Here is a 17,461-nt window from a genome sequence, read left to right as displayed (position 1 = left end):
TAAGGAGAAACCGGTGTGCATCTTGCAGCCAATTAAACTCATCATACATGGATAACGGCAAACTCGTTATATTTTCGGCTCCTTCGGGCGCGGGTAAAACCACTATTGTACACTATCTGTTAAATAAATTCCCCGAGCTTGAATTTTCTATTTCTGCCACAACCAGACAGAGCCGCGGCGAGGAAATCAATAACAAGGATTACTATTTCATCACCAAAGAAGAGTTTTTGCACAAAGTAGCCAAACACGAGTTCATCGAGTTTGAAGAAGTGTATTCGGGCACGTTTTATGGCACACTAAAATCTGAAATCGAACGTATCTGGAGTGCAGGCAAAGTAGTAGTTTTTGATATTGACGTAGAAGGCGGCCTTAGGCTAAAAAAGAAATTTGGAGAACAGGCCTTAGCCATTTTCGTACAACCGCCGTCTCTCGAAATCTTGATTCAGCGGCTGGGAAGCAGGGGAACAGACAGCGCAGAAAAACTGAAAGAACGTATTGATAAGGCGGGAAAAGAATTGGCCTATGCCGATAAATTTGATATCATTCTCCGTAATAACGACCTGCAAACAGCCTGCAAAGAAGCGGAAGATATTGTTAGAAATTTTATATCGAGCTAACCGTTCTGCCCTCATGCCTTAACGGAAAACCATCCGGAAGGCCCGGCGTTTTGTTTATTAAGAAAATTTGATCTGTACTATGGACATAGGGCTTTTCTTCGGTTCATTCAACCCCATTCATATAGGGCATCTCATCATTGCAAACTATATTGCCCATTATACATCTATGGATCAGGTATGGTTGGTTGTGTCGCCTCATAATCCTTTAAAAAGCAAGGGAGATCTGATCAATATGTACGACAGACTGGAAATGACCAAGCTCGCCACAGAGCATGCCGAAAATCTTAAAGTAAGCGATGTTGAGCTCAAGCTTCCCCAGCCATCCTATACTATTGATACTTTAAGCCATTTAACCGAACGGTATCCCGAACACCGGTTTCATCTTATTATGGGTTCGGATAATCTCGCATCATTAAAGAAGTGGAAAAACTACGAGATCATCCTGCGAGATTATAAAATCCTCGTTTATCCCCGACCGGGATTTGAAAACCTGGAGCTAACCTCGCACCCCGCGGTTACTATAACCGATACGCCTCAAATGGAAATTTCATCTACTTTTATCCGGAAGGGTATTCAAAATGGTAAAAACGTTCAATTCTTTGTGCCCGACGCAGTACTTAACTTCATTGAAGCAAAAAATTTATATCGCCGGATCGGGGCTTAAGTAATTAAATTTATAGCGTGAGTAACGAAAAAACAATCCTTAAACTAAAGCTGCCGACGGATCCGCAGTGGGTAAAAAACGTGGTAGAGAGCAATATCGAAGAAATTCTTACAGACCATGCTTTCTGTGAGCAAAAAGCTGCCAGCAACGCGATCACGCTGATTGTACAAAACCCCAATCTCTCAGATCTTGTTCAGGAAATGGCAGAACTGGTTAGGGAGGAGATGGACCACTTTAAGCGGGTACACGATATCATTTTAGAGCGGGGCTATGTTTTAGGTCGCGAAAGAAAGGATAACTACGTGAACGAACTCGCAAAATTCGTGATTAAAGGCGGTGGCCGTGAGGCACAGCTTATCGACCGCTTACTTTTCTCGGCAATGATCGAAGCACGTAGCTGCGAGCGGTTCAAAGTATTGTCCGAAAATATAAATGATCCACAGCTTTCTGACTTCTATCATGAATTGATGATAAGTGAAGCCGGTCATTATGCCATGTTTATCAAACTGGCGAAAAAATATGCAGAAACAATTGATGTAGATACACGATGGGAAGAACTGCTTAATTACGAAGCGCAGGTAATCCAAAATTATGGCAAGAGTGAAACGATACACGGCTGATCTACGATTTCGTTAAAGCACAGCACTATTTCCATCTCACAATTTCTTGGAAATATCCGGCTAACAACTCTACATCCACCACATCGTTGATATAGCCTATATGCATGTCCGGACGCACTACAATCGCTTTCTTACTGGTTTCATTCATTTCAAAACAATCAAATAAAGGCTGGTTACGCTCGGAATATGGCAGATAAAAGAAGTTCAGATCCAAGGGATAACTGAGCTTTATCCACTTCGCAATAGCCAGAATATCTCTCTGACCCAAGTTACCTATTACAATTAACGTAAACCCTGTTTGCGCGCACCAGGCATGGAGGTCGGTTTCCTGCTTCAGTTTTTCATCAAAAAACTTTATAAACGGCAGCCTGTCGCCCGCCCTCACTGCCTTAGACCCACCGTGATGAACAGATAGAGAACCGTTACGGTAACTGATGCCGGTTTGGGAGATTACTCCAAATAGTTGGCGGCTTATCCGTTCAGTTTTCCGGATCCGATTCAATATCAAGGGAAGAAACCAACGCCTAAGCTTCCTTATCAGCCAGGTTTGGCCAATACCAATACCAAAAAGACGGTCGGTGGTTTTAAGTAAAGTCTTAGCTACCGGCATTCGCTCTTCTGCGTATGTATTTAAAATGGAATCGGGATAACGGTTTTTAATTACACCCGCCAGCTTCCAGGCCAGATTATATGCGTCCTGCAGACCGGTATTCATTCCCTGTCCTCCCGCCGGCGAATGAATATGCGCAGCATCGCCAATCAGAAAACAACGTTGATTTCTGAATTTCTCTGCCATTCTATGGTGCAGCTGGTAAGTAGAGAACCAATTACAGCGATCGCCCTCGAGGGAAAAACCCAGATCGTAGGTTAGATAAGGCCGTAAATCATCGAAGGAAATATCTGGTTTAGCCTGCAGGGCTGCAGGGATTGTTCCGATAAAGCGATAACTGGAATCCTTCATAGGGAATATTCCTGTAAAGCCCTTATCTTTCAAAAAAACACGGATATAATCAGTGGATTTCTCGCCGGCTATCTTCATATCAGCCAGAAAGAATTTATTTTCGTAAGTGCCCCCTGAAAAAGAGATATTCAACGACTTTCTAACCTTGCTGCCGGCACCATCGGCTCCGATAAGCCAGTCGCAGGAAATAATCTCTTCCCCTGCAGAACGTTTAACTTTAACGCTCACCACCTTATCGGTTTGATAAAGGCCCAGAACTTGTGTGTCCCAATAAATGGGGCAGGCATTACCCGTGAGATAATCTACCAGAATACGCTCGGTTTTACTTTGTTCGAGTATGAGCGCGAATGGGAAAAAACTTATTCCCTCCCCCAAACTTGACAGCTCGATATCAGCTATTCTCTCTGTATCCTGATAAAGTTCCAGCCCTTTAGCCACATTTCCCTGGTCTAAAGCCACTTTATCCAAGCCCATTTGTCTAAAGATCTCCAGGGACCTGGCCTGTACTGCCAACGCGCGCGACTCAGTATTTAATGCAGTTTTTGCTTCGATAATGACAGGTTGAATTCCAAAGCGTAATAACTGTGCAGCCATCATTAAACCCGAAGGGCCGGCCCCTACGATAATTACGGGACTATGGGCTGGTAGGTTGTTCATTCTGAGATCAAAAAGATTGCCGGCTTTTTATGAAAGTCAACCTTTTGCTTTCTCCATTGTTCTACAGGTTGTGAGATTATCTGTTCATCTACCCCGGTGATATTGCAAGCCACACAGACACGTGTTCGCGTACCGCAAGTCTTCAGAATATCATCAAGCATTTGATTATTCCGGAAAGGCGTTTCGATAAATATCTGGGTTTGACGATGTCTTAGAGCACTATTTTCGAGCTCTTTTATTCGTTTGCTGCGCTGAGCTTTATCAATCGGTAAATAACCATGAAAAGTAAAACTCTGTCCGTTGAATCCAGATGCCATCAACGCAAGAATAATCGAACTCGGCCCAACCATCGGAACAACTTTTATTCCCCGTCTATGTGCTTCGGCGACTATATCAGAGCCGGGATCGGCTACCGCGGGGCAACCGGCTTCACTCATCAAACCTACATCTTTACCCGCTTCAAGCTCAATAAAATAGCTTCTCATATCAACCTTTTCCGAATGCTTGCCGTAAACATGAATCAGCAGTTCGCTTTGCGGAAGTTTTAATCCCATATTCTTTAACCAGAAACGGGCGGTTTTTTCGTTCTCAACTATATAGACAGAAATGTTGTTTATAAGGTCGGAGTGATAATTTGTGAGGACCTTATCAGCCGAGTTTTCGGCTAAAGGCACCGGAATCAGAAATAGAGTTCCTTTAGGCATCCTTGCAAATTTGCTTTTTTTTCTTTATTTATTGTACAGGAAAGGAGAATATATGAATTCATTAAGTGTAAATTGGTTTATAGAAGGCTCGGTGGATTTTGAACGCAAGAAGTATCAATTGCTTGCTTATTTAAAACAGATCAATCAGCACTTTCATAAAACCAGATTGTATCCGGACTTGAATGATCTGGTGTTTCATTATAACAACCTGTTAAAATTCAAAGAGAACAAGACTGCGCTGCAAAAAGCTTTCCCCGAGCGCCTGTCGCATGCAGATATCGAAGCGGTTAAGCTAACCTACGAAAAAATGGTAAAAGATGACTCGCTGATGCATGAGATCGAAACCATCATTGGATTTTCGTTGAATAAGCTTGATCCCGCTATAGCCGAAGGGAAAGAGATCTATGATTTCGTGGAAAGTCGCTTAAGCATTGAGCCGATTGGCGTATTGCCTTTATATCCTTACCAGGGATATCTTTTACTAAGAAATGGTGATGAGCGCTCGACAAATGTCTACGAATACCAGGTGACTATTTTCGAAGGGAAAGATGAAAAATACAGGGGAATAAATACCGCTTTTATAACAAGCTACGAAAGGAGCTTCGTTTACACTCCCGAAGGAATAAAAAACGATCTTATAGTTAGGCGGCGAGAGTTTCCGAACCCGGCGGTATATCATGTAGAAAGCGATATCACCTTCCCCCTCGAGCAAACTTTGCTGCCCTTGGCAAAACGGAGTTTAGTTAAACATATTTCCACAGCCGCTTAACAAAAAAGGTGCTCTACCACTGGTGAAGCACCTTTTTCATTAGGTATGTTTAGACGGCAACGTATTAGATAGAATATATTCGTTTCTCTTACAAACTGATAATTATATTAACGTCGGAGTCGAGCCTTTGCCGGCTTAGCTCCAGCTGATTGTCAAGCGCCACGCTATTGTTTTCCAGATCGTAAATAAGAGTTTCGCGGCGCTGTATTTCAGATGCAGACCAGGTTGCGCGATTTCTGTCGAGGTCTGTTCTTAAACCAAGGATCTTTGCAGCGGCTAACCTCAGCAAAGCCTCACCGTACGACATTCGTTCCCAGGTTTGCTCATAAGTATTATAAACATTCTCGCGCGACCGGATATAATCGCCCGACCAGCGATCAGAATAATTGATATTACACTCGCCTATTTGATCACCGTGGTTACGGTGTGCCTGTAGAGCGTTTTCGGAAACCCTGATAGTAACTCCGTTATTGGAATCTCCAGTGGGATTGTGACAGATAGTTACCTTTTTGCTATTTTTTGGATTCCATCTGTTATCAAAATCATTTAGATTCCAGTTTATATCTACATCTCTCTTTCCATTCATGTTACGGCTGTTGCCGTTGCCACGAGATTTGAAGTCGGCATTTGAGTTGCCATTTCCACGATTAAATCCCGCGTCATTCCCATTAGCCTTGCCGCGGCTATTTCCGTTGTCATTCCCGACCTTACCCCTGTTGTCGCTATTTCCGCGACTGTCGCGGTTGTCCGCCTCAGCGCGCGAGTTATTTCTGTTGCCAGGATTATCTGCATTTGAATGGCCTTTGCGTGGCGACTGACTACGGTCTGTTTCGGACTTGTTACCTTTTTGCCCCTGATCGCTTTTTCCGTGTCCTTTATCCTGCGATTGCCCTTGAGATTTATTTCCCTTGTCCTCGTTGTTTCCCTTCCCCTGGGGAGGGAAACTGGTAAACGCCATGATTGCACATAGTACAAGCGGAAGCATGGCGATCTTCAAAATATTTTTCGCTTCCATATTATTTCTTGGTTTCTAATTCTTCAGCTTTCTTTAAAGATTCCTCTAATTTTGAGGTCTTTTCATCCAGCTCCTTGTTTGTACTCTCCAGTTCGGTCGAAATGGAGTCCATTACTAATACTTTAGGGTCATCTGCCTTGGCGGAATTATTAGAGCAGGAGCTTAGTATTAATGCCACAGGCAAGATTAGCAGACCATAGTAAAACTTTATAACTTTCATGTTTTGAGGGTTGACTTGTTTTTAAATTAAAAGCCTTAATATTTAAACACAAAAAATACCCGAAAGTTTGTATCCTGAAGGATGCGACGGAGTCTGGAAGCGATGAAAAAGAAAAAGGACCCGTTAAACCCGGTTGCAGTGTAAAGCCCGCCGAATTGGGCAGAGCGAAAGGGCGGACTTGCAACGAAAAACGGGGCTGCACGAAGCGATGAAATGCCGGCCGACGTTTTCAAAAGAGTCTATCTAACAACTTTCCAAAAGCTTAGAGCTTTTGGAAAGCTTGGAACTGAATTTATTTCAGCTTGCTCAGAGCCTCTTTTACGCGAGGAATCATTGCTGCAATCTCTTCGGAGGAACAAGCCCCAACAGACGCTCTGAACCAGTTCACTTCGGGGCCGGTACCAAATGATGAAAAGGGAACAAGCGCAACTTTAGCCTCTTTTATTAAATAGAAATTGATGTCGTTACTGTTATTCAGAACTTTTCCATCGGGAGTAGTTTTGCCGGAATAATTGAGTTTTAAAGTAAGATAGATAGCGCCCATAGGCTCAATAGAATCCACATCGAATCCTTCGGCTTTTAAGTGCTGAAAACCTTTATGAAGCGCATCAAGGCTTTGGGTAACTCTTTGTTTGAAGTTGCCTAAAAAATCTGCCACCGCCGTTTTCTTTTTCAGATACTCGGCCATAGCCACTTGCTCGGCCTTTGGAGCCCAGGCACCCATGTGCCCCACAATAGAGCGCATTTTTTCGATTACATTGCCTGGACCAAAACCCCAGCCAACGCGGACTCCGGTGGCGGCAAAGCATTTTGAAGCTCCGTCGACATACACCACATAGTCTCTTATCTCTGGCCGCAGAGTAACAGGATCGTGGTGCTGATGCTCGCCGAAAGTTAACATGGAATAAATCTGATCGTACAGAATATAGAGCGGCTTTTCACCAGCCTTTCTACTGCGGTTTTCTTCCAGAACCAAGTCGCAGATCGCTTCTAAATCTTTCTTGGAAAACATAGTTCCGGTAGGATTTAGCGGGGAGCATAAAGCCAGCATGGCTGCGCCGGAAATATGGGGGCGCAGATCATCGGCCGTAGGCATAAAATTATTTTCGGCCCTGGTTGGAATTGCGACACCATTCGCACTGGTTAGATCACAATAATGGTTGTTGTTCCATGACGGAGCAGGAAACAACACCTTATCTCCCGGATCTATTAAAGCCAGGTATGTGGCATATATAATAGGCCTTGAACCGCTCGAAATTAATATTTCATTGCTTGCATAACTCAATCCCAGCTCTTCTTTTAAAAAGCCGCTTACGCTTTCCCGGAGATTCAACATTCCATCTGCGGGAGGGTAATTGGTTTGATGAGCAGCGTATGCCTCAACAATTCCTTGCTGAAGCTCTTCCGGAATAGAATATATATTAGCGTCAAAGTCGCCAATGGTTAAGTTGACGATATTTTGTCCCTGTTTCTTTAACTCATTTATTTCGCCTGCAATCTTTATAATTTCAGACCCTCTAAGATTTTGTGCTAAACGCGATACTGACATGGTGTTATATTATGAAACAAGCTGTTGAATGGCTTGCTCTACTTTATTAAAATTAAAAGAACTTAACGTGGATTGAAAAGCAGCACCAATCTCTTTATTGCAAAGATTTCCGATACTTCCTTCGTGTGTATGCTGTACTTTTTCCGGAGCTTTAAACTCTCCTTTTTCGATCTCCAGACCAACCTTTTTGTATGCTTCCCGGAAAGGAACACCTTTTAAAACTTCTTCGTTTACTGCCTCTACACTGAAAAGATAGAGGTACTTTTCATCCTTCAGGATATCATCCTTAACAGAGATATTTTGAAGCATAAATACAGCCATCTCCAAACATTCATTTAAAGATTGAAAAGCCGGGAAAAGGTTCTCCTTAAGCAACTGTAAATCTCGGTGATAACCTGAAGGAAGGTTTGTTGTCATCAAGGCAATTTCGTTTGGCAAAGCCTGAATTTTATTGCAACGTGAACGCATCAGTTCGAAAACATCAGGATTTTTTTTGTGAGGCATAATGCTCGAACCTGTGGTCAGTTCATCTGGGAAACTGATAAATGCGAAGTTTTGATTGATGAATAATGTTACGTCCATGGAAAGCTTTGCAAGAGTTGCCGCTATGGACGACATTGCCTGCGCCAGGATGCGTTCGGTTTTTCCACGTCCCATTTGGGCGTAAACAACATTGTAGTTTAATGAGTCGAAGCCTAACAATTCCGTAGTCATGGTACGGTTCAACGGAAATGACGAACCATATCCCGCTGCTGACCCTAAAGGGTTTTTATTGCACACTTTCCATGCAGCAAGCATCAACTCTAAATCATCCACCAAACTTTCGGCATAAGCGCCGAACCATAATCCGAAGGACGAAGGCATGGCAATTTGGAGATGCGTATATCCCGGAAGCAGCTTGTTCTTGTGCTCCTCGCTAAGTGTGATCAATTGCCGAAATAATGCTTCAGTATTTTCGACTGTGCGCTGAATCTGGCTACGGAAATATAGTTTCAAGTCTACCAGCACCTGGTCGTTACGCGACCGGCCGCTATGGATTTTTTTGCCGGCTTCGCCAATGCGTTGAGTTAACAGTAATTCTACCTGTGAATGAACGTCTTCGACCCCATCTTCGATGGTAAATTCGCCGGCAGCAATTTCATTATAGATATTTTTCAGCTCCTTTTGAACGGTATCCAGATCTTCTTTACTAAGTAAATTTATGCTTTCAAGCATACGGGTATGAGCAAGGGAACCAAGAACATCGAAAGCCGCCATCTCGGCATCGAGCTCACGATCTTTTCCTACCGTAAAGGTTTCTACGGACTTTTCTACTTGCTTATCTTTTTGCCACAACTTCATTATAAATAGTATTTGATGAGCTTACTTTAGCAGCTCTTCGAGCATCGCAATGTACAACTCAATTCCTTTATGGATTTCATTAATATAAATAAATTCATCAGCCATATGTGAACGGGCGCTGTCACCAGGGCCAATCTTTACTGATGTGATATCTAACAGCGCCTGATCACTTGTTGTGGGTGAGCCGTATGTTTTTCTTCCCAGAGCTAATCCTGCCTGAACAAAAGGATGATCTTTACTGATCGACGAAGGCTTTAATCTGGTTGAACGTGGAGTTACTTCACATTCAACGTGTTGTTTTATAATTTCAACTACTTCCTCGTTCCGGTAAGTGTCTGTTACGCGAACGTCAACCACAAAATCACATTTTGCTGGTACCACGTTATGTTGCGAACCCGCATTAATTACGGTAACTGACATTTTCAAAGGACCAAAAACTTCCGATTCCTTCGGAAACTTAAACATCCTGAACCATTCAATATCTTTTAAGGCCTTATAAATGGCATTCTCTCCTTCTTCCCGGGCAGCATGGCCAGCTTTTCCATGTGAGACACAATCAAGAACCATTAAGCCTCTTTCTGCGATAGCAAGATCCATCAATGTTGGCTCCCCCACTATAGCAAAATCCAGAGGACCCAGCTCAGGTACCAGAGATTCAATGCCGTTTTTTCCGGAGATCTCTTCCTCTGCTGTTGCAGCAACACAAAGGTTATATTTAAGATCTGGCTGGTTATAAAAGTATCGGAAGGTTGCAATCAGCGATACTAAACAGCCACCTGCATCATTACTTCCCAATCCATATAACTTCCCATCTTCAACATCAGGCGAAAAAGGGTCCCGAGTGTAACCGGGATTCGGCTTTACGGTATCGTGGTGGGAGTTTAAAAGGATCGTTGGCTTTGAAGCGTCGTAAAACTGGTTAACGCTCCAGATATTGTTCTGACTTCTCTTGGGATTAAGGCCACACTCATTGAAGAAAAGCTCAATTGTATCCGCGGTTTTATTCTCTTCCCTGCTAATGGAAGGAATAGAAATTAACCGTTTCAGTAACTCAATACTTTCTTCTGCGAGCGTTTCAGTCATTATTTGGATTCAGTATATAAACCTCCTGCTTTTAAAGCAGATAATCTTATCCCTTTGATTAGCGAAGAGCTAAAACCCTGATGCTCCATCTCGTTTAATCCTGCGATAGTACAGCCTTTCGGCGATGTTACTTTATCAATTTCGTGTTCGGGATGGGTTCCATGGATCAGTAATAGATCTGCGGCTCCCTTGGCTGTTTGGACAGCCATCTTTAAGGCATCTTCTGCATGGAAACCTATCTCTACTCCTCCTTGCGATGCCGCCCGTATCGCACGCAGAAAGAATGCTATACCACAGGCGCACAGCGCGGTTGCAGACGACATTAAATCTTCATTGATCTGAACCACAGACCCTACGGTTTCGAAAAGCTTTTTAGTAAGATCAACATTTTCCTGCCTCGCGTCTTCGGTGGTTACGCAGGTCATCGATTGTCCAATGGAAATTGCGGTATTCGGCATTGCGCGGACCACTTGAACATTTTCACCAAGTTTTGCTTTGATGGCATGACAAGAAACACCCGTGATTACTGAAATCACCAAATGTTTATCAGCACTGATAGCCGGTAAAATTTCAGCTAAAAGCGTATCGATTTGCTGAGGAAGAACAGCAAGCACAACGATTGAAGCCTGTTGAACAGCTTCAAAATTATTTGTTGTAGTTTGATATCCTTCCTCAGCCTGCTTCGATAGATTACCGATGCTCCTTCTTGTCAGAATGATCTGAGACGGTTTATAGGTATTAGATTTAACTAATCCATCGGCGAAAGCCAAACCCATATTACCGCTGCCAAGTATGGCTATATTTCCGTTCGTCTCCATATTATGCAAATAATCGTGTACCGAATAATTGTTCGTTAAGAAGTGCCAGTTCATCGGATTTCCCGATATAAACTTCATTCACTCCGCTATTTATCGCCTTAAAAGCATTCTCCAACTTGGGGAGCATGCCACCGGCGATGATTCCATCAGACTTTAATTTTTCAAATTCAGTGGAACTTATCTCGCGGATAACCGATTCATCATCAGCAACATTTGTGAGCACTCCCTTTTTCTCGAAGCAATATACGAGACTTACCTCGTATATCGAAGATAACGCAATCGCAATAGCTGAAGCGATAGTATCTGCATTTGTATTTAATAGCTGGCCTTCACCGTCGTGGGTGATAGCTGAGAATACCGGAATTAAACCTGTTTCCAGGATATCACTTAACTTACCCGAGGCAACAGAGCCTTCATGTAAATCGCCTACAAAGCCATAATCTATTTCCTTAACAGGACGAGGGTTTGCACGAATTAAATTTGCGTCTGCACCAGTTAAGCCGATAGCATTACATTCAAATCTCTGCAACTGCGCAACGATGTTTTTATTAATTAAGCCAGCGTAAACCATGGTCACGATACGTAAGGTTTCAATATCTGTGATTCGCCTGCCATCAACCATTTTTGGCTCAACGCCCATGGCATGAGATAGGTCGGTCGCAAGCTTACCGCCACCATGAATCAGAATTTTATGTCCTTCGATTCCAGCAAAGTCGTTCAGAAAATTATAAAGGTTCTCCGAGTTATCAATTACATTTCCACCAATTTTAATGACGTAAAGTGACTTCATTACAGTTCCTCCAAAATTCCCTTTATAACAGCCTGGGCAGCCCAAACCCGGTTAGCAGCTTCTTTAATCACTAATGAATCTTCGCTATCTAAAATATCAGAACCTAATTCTAAATCGCGACGAACAGGAAGACAATGCATTACCTTTGCTTTATTGGTAATTTTAAGCTTTTCCTGTGTCATCATCCAGCCTTCGCCCTCAGTTAAAACTTTGCCGTAATCCTCATAGCTGGACCAGTTCTTCACATAAATAAAATCAGCACCCGATAAAGCTTCGTCCTGATTATACGTGATCTTAGCACCTGGGGTGAAATTCTCAGCCAGTTCATAGCCTTCCGGATGCGTGATCACAAAATCAATCATTCCCTCTTCCTGCGCTTTGCACATCCATTCTGCAAATGAATTCGGAACAGCCTGTGGAAGTGCCTTAACATGCGGAGCCCAGGTTAGAACAACTTTAGGTTTCGCTGTTTTTTTATGCTCTTCGATGGTGATTAGATCGGCGAAGCTTTGCAAAGGATGACGCGTGGCGCTCTCCAGACTTATCACAGGAATTCCGGAGTATTTAATGAACTTGTTGAAAATGTCTTCGGTATAATCCTCCTCCTTGTCTTTCAAACTTGGGAAAGAACGGATACCCAGAATATCACAATACTCTCCCATTACACCGGCTGCTTCGCGAATATGCTCTACGGTTGTTCCGTTCATCACAACTCCATCGCGGGTTTCTAAAGCCCAGCCTTCTTTGTCGATGTTCATTACAATAGCATTCATACCCAAATTGAGCGCAGCTTTCTGTGTGCTCAAGCGGGTACGCAGACTGGGGTTGAGAAAAATCAACCCGATTGTCTTATTTTTTCCAAGCTCCTGATGAGCAAAAGGATTTGCCTTTAGTTCGAGTGCTTCTTTTACGATAGCAGGAACATTGGCAACATCATGTACTGAAGTGAATAGTTTCATCTTTATAAGGTTAAAGGTAAAAGCTGAAAGCTGAAAGCTTTCTAAAAATCGCCTTATATATATATATGCTTATGCAGTAGCTCTCTGCTTTAGACTTTCTGCTTTTAGCTCCTGGCTAAATGCCTCAAGGAATCTATCAGCATGAGCCTTACTTAAGTTCAGTGCAGGCAACAAACGAATCACATTTGGCTTAGCTTCACCTGTAAAAATGTGATGCTTAAACAAAAGCTCCTTTTTAACATGACTCAATTCATCTGGCAAATCAATACCGATCATTAGACCCCGGCCCCGTACTTCTTTAATTCTGTCGAATTTCTTCAACTCAGTTAGTAAATAACTTCCCACTTCTGCGGCATTCTGCATCAGATTCTCCTGCTCCATCACTTCAAGAACTGCTAAACCAGCCGCACAAGCTAAATGGTTTCCACCGAAAGTGGTACCTAACATATAATGCCATGCCTTAAACTTTGGAGCAATTGAGATTCCTGCAATCGGGAAACCGTTGCCCATCCCTTTTGCCATGGTATAAATGTCAGCATCGACACCTGCGTAATCCTGAGAATAAAATTTGCCACTTCTTCCGTATCCACATTGAACCGAATCGGCAATGAATACAGAGTTATACTGATCACAAAGCGAACGGATTTTTTGAAGGAAGCTTTCGCTTGCAACCTTAATTCCACCAACGCCCTGAATTCCTTCAATGATAACCGCACATATCTCGTTTCCTGATTCTGCAAAGGCTTTTTCCAAAGCGGCCTCATCGTTATGAGGAAGGAAAATTACATTTTCATTCTCGTTTACCGGAGCTACAAGTTTTGGATTGTTAGTAACCGCTACTGCTAGTGAGGTCCGGCCGTGAAAAGCACCTGTAAAAGAGATTATCTTCTTCCGTTCATTGTAAAATGAAGCCAGCTTTAAAGCGTTTTCTATTGCCTCTGCTCCCGAGCTAATTAAAAACAACTGGTAATCTTCCCTTCCGGAAACTTTGCCAAGCTTCTCAGCTAATTCAATTTGAAGGGGTATTTCAATTGAGTTTGAATAGAAACCAAGCTTATTTAACTGATCGGTAAGACGGTTAACGTAATGCGGATGAGTATGTCCGACAGAGATTACAGCATGACCGCCGTAAAGATCCAGGTATTCCTGGCCATTTTTATCCCAAACAAGGCTTCCTTGTCCTTTAACAATTTCAATATTGTTTATGGGATAAACGTCAAATAGTTTCATGATATTCAAGGTTAAAGGTAAAAGCTGAAAGCATAAAGCTTCTAGCCGCGAATAGACTTGATTAAGCCTATAAGCATTGCTTTCACCTGATTTACTTCATTGTTTACACTTACGAATAACTCCTCTGGCAAATAATTTAAATCTTTGGACAACAGACAGCAATATTCCAGTTCATGCGTTGAGCCTAAACTTATATCGAGGAAATTAGTAAAGTCCTTTTCGGTATACTTACCACACCCTTCAACAATATTCATCGGAATAGAATAAGCTGCTCGCTTAGTTTGAGAAGCTAAGCTAAACGTTTCATGCTTTGGAAATAAAGGAAGTACATCTCGGTACACAAACAAGTTTAGTTGATGTGCCTTTTTCCATACTTCAAGTTTTTTATAGTCTCGCATGAGCTTTCTGCTTTAAGCTTTCACCCTTTCTGCTCAAAAGGCTTGTGCTTTAAGCCTCAGTCCTGCTCTCTCGTCAAAGCCGAACATCAAATTCATGTTCTGAACTGCCTGCCCTGATGCCCCTTTTAATAAATTATCAACTATGCTCAGTATCATGACTTTGTTTCCATGTTTCTCGACATGTACCAGGCACTTATTTGTATTTATGACTTGCTTTAAGTCGATATTCTTTTTGCTGACATGAGTAAATTCATGTTCGGCATAGTACTGTTGGTATAAATTGTCCAGCTCTTCCTGGCTCAATTCACATTCGGTGTATACAGAGGCCATAATGCCTCGTGTGAAATCCCCCCGATAGGGAATAAAGTTCACTTCGGCGTCAAACGATGGCTGAAGCTGTTTGATGCTTTCGCCGATCTCGTTTAAATGCTGATGACCGAAAGCCTTATAAACAGAAAGATTGTTATTCCTCCAGCTAAAATGGGAAGTTTGAGAAAGGCTTTGTCCTGCGCCGGTAGATCCGGTAGTTGCCGAAATGTGCACATCGTTTGTCAGCAATCCAGCTTTAGCAAGCGGAAGCATTGCTAATTGCAGGCAACTGGCAAAACATCCAGGATTTGCAATATTCCGGGCTAATCTGATCGTCTCTCTATTTAGTTCCGGCAGGCCGTAAACAAAGTTTTTACTTTTGAATTTTGAATTTTGACTCAGTCTAAAATCCTGACTCAGATCAATGATTTTAATTCGGTCATCAATCGAGTTCGCATCGAGGAACTTCTTTGCATCGCCATGTCCAACACATAGAAAAAGCACGTCGATATCCTGCGAGAGCTGACTTGTAAATTTCAGATTTGTGTCACCAATTAAATCTGAATGAACATCGTAGATATAATTGCCTGCGTTGCTGTTACTGTGCACAAAAGAAATTTCGACATCTGGGTGATTTACCAAAATGCGAAGCAATTCTCCTCCTGTATAACCCGCGCCGCCGACAATTCCAGCTTTAATTTTCATCCTGATTCACGCTGTGGTAAATTTTTACCTGGTTGCCAAATATCTTAGAGAAGCCTTTTACATCATCTCCTGTATAGCCTTCGTTCATTTCGCCATAGCTACCGAACTTGCTGGCCATTAAATCGTGTTTAGATTCTATGCCGATTACCTGGAAACGGTAGGGCATTAGCTGAACGAATACTTTGCCACTAACCGTTTTCTGAGTATCAGCGAGGAAAACTTCCATGTTCCGCATAATCGGATCGTGAAACTGCCCTTCATGCATCCAGTTACCATAAAACATCGCAAGCTGATCTTTCCAGCTTAACTGCCATTTGGTAAGAGTGTGCTTTTCTAGCTGATGATGAGCTTTTATAATCACCATTGGGGCAGCTGCTTCAAATCCTACTCGGCCTTTAATTCCGATGATAGTATCACCAACGTGGATATCGCGACCTATTCCGTAAGGGCCTACTATTGCTTGCAATGCCTGGATAGCATCAACAGGATGTGAATATTGCTGACCATTTATACCAACTAACTCACCTTTCTTAAATTCTATTTCAACCTGCTCAGCATCAGTTTTAGTAACTTGAGTCGGCCATGCTTCTTCAGGCAGAATGCCTTTAGACTGAAGCGTTTCTTTTCCGCCTACCGAAGTTCCCCAGATACCTTTATTGATGGAGTACTGAGCTTTTTCGAAATTAAACTCAACTCCGTGGGCTTTTAAGTATTCTATTTCGGCTTCGCGGGATAATTTCAAATCGCGGATTGGTGTAATGATTCCAACATTCGGACAAAGAATATTGAAAATCATGTCGAAACGAACCTGGTCATTACCCGCTCCCGTCGAACCATGAGCAACATAATCTGCACCGATTTTTTTCGCATATTCTGCAATCGCGGTAGCCTGTGTAACTCGTTCGGCACTTACAGAAAGTGGATAAGTATTATTCTTCAGTACGTTTCCATAAATCAGGTAACGGATAGAACTTTCATAATATCCTTTAACCGCATCAACAGCATGGTGAGATGCTACTCCCAGGGCGTAAGCACGCTTTTCGATGTACTCGAGCTCTTCTTTACTAAAACCACCGGTGTCGACAATCACGGAATGCACTTCAAGATTAAGGTCTTTAGACAGATAGATTGCACAATATGATGTATCTAAACCGCCACTAAAGGCCAAAACAACTTTCTTCTTCATTATTTATAAGTGTAAGAATTTGGGTACAAGATTAATATAAACCGCAACCACTTTCAAAGATTTCTTAATTGTTTCTTCAATCCGCTCTAACAATGAGGCCTTATGGGTCATGTCTTTTTTTGCTTTCTCTTCCGCATCTTTCTTCTTCTCAACCGGATCATAAAGCATCGCGGTACAAAGGCAGTTTTTGCGCTCCTTCATCGTCAAAATATCGAAGTTCACGCAACTTCTGCAACCGCTCCAAAAATTTTCATCCTTGGTAAGCTCAGAGTAAGTAACCGGCTCATATCCCAGTTCAGAATTAATTTTCATTACAGCTAAACCGGTAGTCAGCCCGAATATTTTTGCATCAGGATACTTTTCTCTCGAAAGGTCAAATATTCTTTTCTTAATTGCTTTAGCCAGTCCGGCTTTACGATAGATAGGATTTACGATCAATCCCGAGTTGGCTACAAACTCGCCGTCCCATGTTTCGATGTAGCAAAACCCCGCCCAGGTACCGTCTTTGTGTAGAGCAATTACAGCCTTTCCTTCGCGCATTTTATTAGCCACGTATTCCGGACTGCGTTTGGCAATACCAGTTCCCCGGGCTTTCGCTGACTCAGCCATCTCATCACATATCTGCTGCGCATAACCTGCATGGGCCTCAGATGCTACTACTATAGAGAAATCGTTTTCGTTCATTTTTTTAAAAAATCCGCTTGGCGGACAAAAAAGCATTACGCTTTTACAGTTTTCAGGAAAATTTGTTGTTTAAAATTCCACTTAAATGGAGAGCCGGGTGGGATGCCAGGGATCAAACCCTTGGCATGAAGGGTCGTCGGTGTCTAAGCACTAAACGTTCACTGCTGTTATTCTCACGTACC

19 protein-coding genes are annotated in these 17,461 nt (G+C 42.6%); 4 read left to right on the top strand and 15 right to left on the bottom strand.

Features of this window, described 5'->3' with window-relative positions; translation table 11 throughout:
* Nucleotides 1-47 precede the first annotated feature (47 nt).
* The 3 genes from gmk (at nucleotide 48) to J3P43_RS04380 (ending at nucleotide 1,901) form a co-directional block, all read left to right on the top strand.
* Nucleotides 48-617, top strand: coding sequence for a guanylate kinase (gene gmk / locus J3P43_RS04390; RefSeq protein WP_255899524.1), 570 nt, complete (start codon nucleotides 48-50; stop codon nucleotides 615-617).
* Between the two features lie 79 nt (nucleotides 618-696).
* Nucleotides 697-1,281, top strand: coding sequence for a nicotinate (nicotinamide) nucleotide adenylyltransferase (gene nadD / locus J3P43_RS04385; protein ID WP_255899521.1), 585 nt, complete (start codon nucleotides 697-699; stop codon nucleotides 1,279-1,281).
* Between the two features lie 17 nt (nucleotides 1,282-1,298).
* Nucleotides 1,299-1,901: a MiaE family protein gene (locus J3P43_RS04380; RefSeq protein WP_369414778.1), complete on the top strand. Its 603-nt coding sequence runs from the start codon at nucleotides 1,299-1,301 to the stop codon at nucleotides 1,899-1,901.
* A 25-nt stretch (nucleotides 1,902-1,926) separates the two neighbouring features.
* Here J3P43_RS04380 and J3P43_RS04375 read toward each other — a convergent pair whose 3' ends face one another.
* Nucleotides 1,927-3,519 (bottom strand): FAD-dependent monooxygenase, encoded by a 1,593-nt coding sequence (locus J3P43_RS04375; protein WP_255899519.1) that lies wholly within the window; start codon nucleotides 3,517-3,519, stop codon nucleotides 1,927-1,929.
* The gene (locus J3P43_RS04370) at nucleotides 3,516-4,223 is read right to left on the bottom strand and encodes an SAM-dependent methyltransferase (protein WP_255899516.1); all 708 of its coding nucleotides are present in this window, start codon (nucleotides 4,221-4,223) and stop codon (nucleotides 3,516-3,518) included. The genes J3P43_RS04375 and J3P43_RS04370 overlap by 4 nt, the downstream gene beginning before the upstream one ends.
* Nucleotides 4,224-4,275: 52 nt before the next feature.
* Here J3P43_RS04370 and J3P43_RS04365 point away from each other — a divergent pair, with 52 nt between their 5' ends.
* The gene (locus J3P43_RS04365; protein WP_255899514.1) at nucleotides 4,276-4,992 is read left to right on the top strand and encodes a hypothetical protein; all 717 of its coding nucleotides are present in this window, start codon (nucleotides 4,276-4,278) and stop codon (nucleotides 4,990-4,992) included.
* An 88-nt stretch (nucleotides 4,993-5,080) separates the two neighbouring features.
* On the opposite strand, the gene J3P43_RS04360 is transcribed toward J3P43_RS04365, so the two are convergent.
* The 13 genes from J3P43_RS04360 to J3P43_RS04300 form a co-directional block, all read right to left on the bottom strand.
* Nucleotides 5,081-6,007: a hypothetical protein gene (locus J3P43_RS04360; RefSeq protein ID WP_255899512.1), complete on the bottom strand. Its 927-nt coding sequence runs from the start codon at nucleotides 6,005-6,007 to the stop codon at nucleotides 5,081-5,083.
* A 1-nt stretch (nucleotide 6,008) separates the two neighbouring features.
* Entirely contained in the window at nucleotides 6,009-6,227 is a 219-nt protein-coding gene (locus J3P43_RS04355) for a hypothetical protein (protein WP_255899509.1), read from the bottom strand.
* A gap of 292 nt (nucleotides 6,228-6,519) precedes the next feature.
* Nucleotides 6,520-7,776 (bottom strand): pyridoxal phosphate-dependent aminotransferase, encoded by a 1,257-nt coding sequence (locus J3P43_RS04350; protein ID WP_255899506.1) that lies wholly within the window; start codon nucleotides 7,774-7,776, stop codon nucleotides 6,520-6,522.
* A gap of 9 nt (nucleotides 7,777-7,785) precedes the next feature.
* Nucleotides 7,786-9,117: an argininosuccinate lyase gene (gene argH / locus J3P43_RS04345; RefSeq protein WP_255899503.1), complete on the bottom strand. Its 1,332-nt coding sequence runs from the start codon at nucleotides 9,115-9,117 to the stop codon at nucleotides 7,786-7,788.
* 21 nt (nucleotides 9,118-9,138) lie between these two features.
* A complete protein-coding gene (locus tag J3P43_RS04340; RefSeq protein ID WP_255899501.1) occupies nucleotides 9,139-10,200 on the bottom strand; it encodes a M20 family metallo-hydrolase in 1,062 nt (353 codons plus the stop codon).
* Entirely contained in the window at nucleotides 10,200-11,018 is an 819-nt protein-coding gene (gene proC / locus J3P43_RS04335; RefSeq protein WP_255900199.1) for a pyrroline-5-carboxylate reductase, read from the bottom strand. Before proC ends, J3P43_RS04340 begins: the two co-directional genes overlap by 1 nt.
* A 1-nt stretch (nucleotide 11,019) precedes the next feature.
* Nucleotides 11,020-11,808: an acetylglutamate kinase gene (gene argB, locus J3P43_RS04330; RefSeq protein ID WP_255899498.1), complete on the bottom strand. Its 789-nt coding sequence runs from the start codon at nucleotides 11,806-11,808 to the stop codon at nucleotides 11,020-11,022.
* Nucleotides 11,808-12,767: a Rossmann-fold NAD(P)-binding domain-containing protein gene (locus tag J3P43_RS04325; RefSeq protein ID WP_255899496.1), complete on the bottom strand. Its 960-nt coding sequence runs from the start codon at nucleotides 12,765-12,767 to the stop codon at nucleotides 11,808-11,810. The genes argB and J3P43_RS04325 overlap by 1 nt, the downstream gene beginning before the upstream one ends.
* Before the next feature lie 69 nt (nucleotides 12,768-12,836).
* Nucleotides 12,837-13,997, bottom strand: a complete 1,161-nt coding sequence (locus J3P43_RS04320) for an aspartate aminotransferase family protein (RefSeq protein ID WP_255899494.1) — start codon at nucleotides 13,995-13,997, stop codon at nucleotides 12,837-12,839.
* 41 nt (nucleotides 13,998-14,038) lie between these two features.
* Nucleotides 14,039-14,395 (bottom strand): four helix bundle protein, encoded by a 357-nt coding sequence (locus tag J3P43_RS04315; protein ID WP_255899492.1) that lies wholly within the window; start codon nucleotides 14,393-14,395, stop codon nucleotides 14,039-14,041.
* A gap of 33 nt (nucleotides 14,396-14,428) precedes the next feature.
* Nucleotides 14,429-15,409 carry an N-acetyl-gamma-glutamyl-phosphate reductase gene (argC, locus tag J3P43_RS04310; RefSeq protein ID WP_255899490.1) on the bottom strand — a complete coding sequence of 327 codons (981 nt, stop codon included), beginning with the start codon at nucleotides 15,407-15,409 and terminating at the stop codon, nucleotides 14,429-14,431.
* Nucleotides 15,399-16,595, bottom strand: a complete 1,197-nt coding sequence (gene argG / locus J3P43_RS04305; RefSeq protein WP_255899488.1) for an argininosuccinate synthase — start codon at nucleotides 16,593-16,595, stop codon at nucleotides 15,399-15,401. The genes argC and argG overlap by 11 nt, the downstream gene beginning before the upstream one ends.
* A gap of 3 nt (nucleotides 16,596-16,598) precedes the next feature.
* Nucleotides 16,599-17,279, bottom strand: coding sequence for a GNAT family N-acetyltransferase (locus tag J3P43_RS04300; protein WP_255899485.1), 681 nt, complete (start codon nucleotides 17,277-17,279; stop codon nucleotides 16,599-16,601).
* Nucleotides 17,280-17,461: the final 182 nt, after the last annotated feature.

Source organism: Paradesertivirga mongoliensis, assembly GCF_024436395.1.
Lineage (GTDB): Bacteria > Bacteroidota > Bacteroidia > Sphingobacteriales > Sphingobacteriaceae > Paradesertivirga > Paradesertivirga mongoliensis.
The sequence above is the reverse complement of the archived record's forward strand: the minus strand, read 5'-3'. Positions and strand labels throughout refer to the sequence as shown.